Annotated in this window: 4 protein-coding genes; 2 read left to right on the top strand and 2 right to left on the bottom strand. The window is 69.7% G+C overall.

The window, feature by feature from the left end; translation table 11 throughout:
• Positions 1-400: efflux RND transporter permease subunit (locus tag ABDW35_RS34510; protein ID WP_343718366.1), on the top strand; the 400-nt coding region annotated here is incomplete at its 5' end.
• Between the two features lie 18 nt (positions 401-418).
• Here the strand turns inward: ABDW35_RS34510 and ABDW35_RS34505 are convergent.
• Positions 419-1,849, bottom strand: a complete 1,431-nt coding sequence (locus tag ABDW35_RS34505) for a HAMP domain-containing sensor histidine kinase (protein ID WP_343718365.1) — start codon at positions 1,847-1,849, stop codon at positions 419-421.
• A complete protein-coding gene (locus tag ABDW35_RS34500; RefSeq protein WP_343718364.1) occupies positions 1,815-2,495 on the bottom strand; it encodes a response regulator transcription factor in 681 nt (226 codons plus the stop codon). The genes ABDW35_RS34505 and ABDW35_RS34500 overlap by 35 nt, the downstream gene beginning before the upstream one ends.
• Positions 2,496-2,679: 184 nt before the next feature.
• On the opposite strand from ABDW35_RS34500, the gene ABDW35_RS34495 reads away from it, so the two are divergent.
• The gene (locus ABDW35_RS34495) at positions 2,680-2,919 is read left to right on the top strand and encodes a hypothetical protein (RefSeq protein ID WP_343718363.1); all 240 of its coding nucleotides are present in this window, start codon (positions 2,680-2,682) and stop codon (positions 2,917-2,919) included.
• The last annotated feature ends 361 nt before the right edge of the window (positions 2,920-3,280 follow it).

Raw genomic sequence — 3,280 nt, 5'->3', positions numbered from 1 at the left:
CATCGGCGGCGCCTCGATGAACATCTACACCCAGGTCGGGCTGGTGACGCTGATGGGGCTGATCAGCAAGCACGGCATCCTGATCGTCGAGGTCGCCAACGGCCTGCAGCAGGCGGGCAGGAGCAAGCGCGAGGCGATCGAGGGCGCCGCCTCGATCCGGCTGCGGCCGATCCTGATGACCACGGGCGCCATGGTGCTCGGCGTGGTGCCGCTGATCCTGGCGTCGGGCGCCGGCGCGGTGTCGCGCTTCAACATGGGGCTGGTGATCGCCAGCGGCCTGACCATCGGCACGATCTTCACCCTGTTCGTGGTGCCGGCCGTCTACATGCTGCTGGCCGCCGACCACCATGCCGCGGGCGCGAAGGACGCGGAGGCGGAGGCGAAGCCGAGCGAGGCCTGACCCGCACATCGCGACAGGTCAGGTCGCGGGCGCCGGTTCGGAGCCAGCCTCCGCCGCGGCGGCCGGGGGGAACGACACGGTGACCCGGAGGCCCGGCGCATGGTCGGCGAGGTCGATCGTCAACCCGTGCAGCTGGGCGACGGCGGCGACCAGGCTGAGCCCCAGGCCGCTGCCGGGCGTGTTCCGGCTGCTGTCCAGCCGGTAGAAGCGCCGGAACACCTTCTCCCGCAGCTCCGCCGGAATGCCGGGGCCGGTGTCGGCGATCGTCGTGACAACCGCTCCATCCGGCCCGCGCCTCAGTCCGACGGCCACCGCGGTGCCCGGCGGCGTGTGGCGGAGCGCGTTCTCCACCAGGTTGGCGACCATCTGCGTCAGCAGCTGCCGGTCGCCGCACCAGGCGATGCCGGGCGCGATGTCGGCCGCCAGCCCGTGGCCGGACTCCTCGGCGACCGTGCCATAGGCCTCGACCACGGTCGCGACCAGGCCGGACAGGTCGACGCGGCTGAAGCCCTCGCTGCGCACGCCCGCCTCGATCTGCGCGATCCGCAGCAGCGCCCGGAACAGCCCGAGCACGTCGTCGATGTCGACGATCGCGCGGTCGAGCGCCTCCTGCAGCTCGCCGACCGTCCGCGCCTGCAGCCGGGCCAGCTCCAGCCGCTGGCGCATATGCGACAGCGGCGTCCGCAGGTCATGCGCGATGTCGTTCGAGACCTGCCGCAGCCCCTCCATCAGCAGCTGGTTCCGGTCGAGCATGGCGTTGAGGTTGTGGGCGAGGCGGTCGAACTCGTCGTCGGTGCCGGCCGACGGGATCCGCTCGCCGAGGTTGCCCCGCATGATGCGCCGGGCCGCGTTGTTGACGGTCTCGACCCGGGCGATGAAGTTCGAGCCGACGATCACGCCGCCCACCAGGGCCAGCACCAGCAGGGCGACCGCCGCCGCGGCGAAGCTGCGGCCGATGACCTCCTGCAGCTCGCCGAGATCGTAGGTGTCGCGGCCGATGAACAGGTACAGCCCGTCGGGCAGCGCGACGCCGGTGCCGCGGATCAGGTGCGGCTCGCCCGGCTCATAACCGTCCTTCTCATCCAGCAGCAGCTGGTTCGGGCCGACGGTCTCCGCCACCGGCCTGGGCAGGTTGCCGACCAGCACCGCGCCGCCCGGGTCCTGCAGGCCGTAGTAGAAATAGTCGGGCGCCGTGTCCGCGATCCGGGCCTGGATGTCCGCCAGCACGGCCGCCCTGTCCTTGCCGGCAAGGGCCGCCGTGACCGCCTGGACCTCCGATTGCAGCGACAGGTCGACCTGCTGGTCGGCATAGCGGGTCACCGCGACATAGGCGATGCCGGAGACGGCGACCGCCACGACGGCGAACAGCAGCGCGTAGGTGACGGCCAGCCGGAACGCCCCGGTGCGGAACAGCCTAGCCGGGATCACGAAGGCAGTACCCCCCACCACCCCGGACCGTCTCGATCAGCGGCCGGTCGAAGTCGCGGTCGACCTTGCTGCGCAGCCGGCTGATTTGCGTCTCGACGATCGAGGTTCCCGGCTCGAAATGAAATCCCCAGACATTCTCCAGCAGCATGGTCTTGGTCACCGGCTGGCCGGTGTGCAGCATCAGGTATTCCAGCAGCCTGAACTCGGCCGGCTGCAGCTCGATCGGCCGGCCGGCGCGGGCCACGGTCCGGCGCAGGCGGTCGAGCTCCAGATCCGCCACCCGCAGCAGGGTGCTGACCGTCCGGCCCGAGGCGCGGCGCATCAGCGCGCCCAGCCGCGCGACCAGCTCGGAGAAGGCGAAGGGCTTGATCAGATAGTCGTCGCCGCCGGCGTCGAGCCCCTCCACCCGGTCGGCCACACCCCCCAGGGTGGTCAGGAACAGAATGGGCCGGTCATCCCCTTGCAGCCGCAGCCGCCGCGCCACGGCGAGCCCGTCAAGGTCCGGCAGCATCCGGTCGATGATCAGGACGTCGTGATCGCGGCCGCCGGCCATCGCCAGGCCGGATTGTCCCCCGGCCGCGTGATCGACGGCGTGGCCAACCTCGTGCAGGCCCGCGACCACGAAGCGGGCCATCTCGGCATCGTCCTCGATGAGGAGGATCTTCACTCTGGGCTCCAGGAGGAGTGTATCGTCCGATCGTATTCAGCCGCCCGCGACGCGACGAAGTTACCATTCGGTAAGCGCGGTGGGGGCGGGCGTTTACCAAATGGTAACTTCACCGGCCCCGGCGGTTCTGGGATACAGCGCGGATTGCCCGCAGCCGATGTCCTTCCAGTCATCGGGGATGATCATGAAGCTATGGAAGATTTCCCAGGACGATAACGACGAGATCAATACCTACGACGCCGCAATCGTGGTGGCGGAAAGCGAAGAAGAGGCCCGGAAGATACATCCCGGCAGGATGCCGTTTTCGTGGAAGCATCATCAAGGCACCTGGTGCCGGCCCGAACAGGTCAAGGTCGAGCTGATCGGCGATGCCCTGCCCGGCATGCGCGCGGGCGTGGTCCTGGCCAGCTTCAACGGCGAATAGCGGACGCTGACCGGCGTGCCCGGGATCCGGGCGGCCGACGGCTGCCTCGGTCCTGCGGAACGACTGGATTGCTCAGCGTCGCTCGCAATGACGGCACGGGGTGAGCCGTCCCCTGCCAACCCCCACCGTCATCGCGAGCCCCGCAGGGGCGTGGCGATCCACGGTCACGCCGCCCGCACCGGCCTGCGAATACAGAGTCTCTTGCGCCGGTCTGCGACTTTGTTCATGATGTGTTCTATGGAGCTGGTGCCACAGGATCTCGACGTCCAGGCCTATTGCCGCAGCCTCGCGCTGCAGCAGATCCAGATGCTCACCCGCCTGGCCGAGATCGCCATGCAGCTGGCCGAGGCCGAAGGCGCCC

Origin of the sequence: Inquilinus sp. (assembly GCF_039594555.1) — a bacterium.
Classification (GTDB): Bacteria; Pseudomonadota; Alphaproteobacteria; order DSM-16000; family Inquilinaceae; genus Inquilinus.
The sequence above is the reverse complement of the archived record's forward strand: the minus strand, read 5'-3'. Positions and strand labels throughout refer to the sequence as shown.

Excerpts from the sequence above, each read along its gene's own strand:
- ABDW35_RS34495 (WP_343718363.1), top strand. The coding sequence starts at position 2,680 with ATGAAGCTATGGAAGATTTCCCAGGACGATAACGACGAGATCAATACC.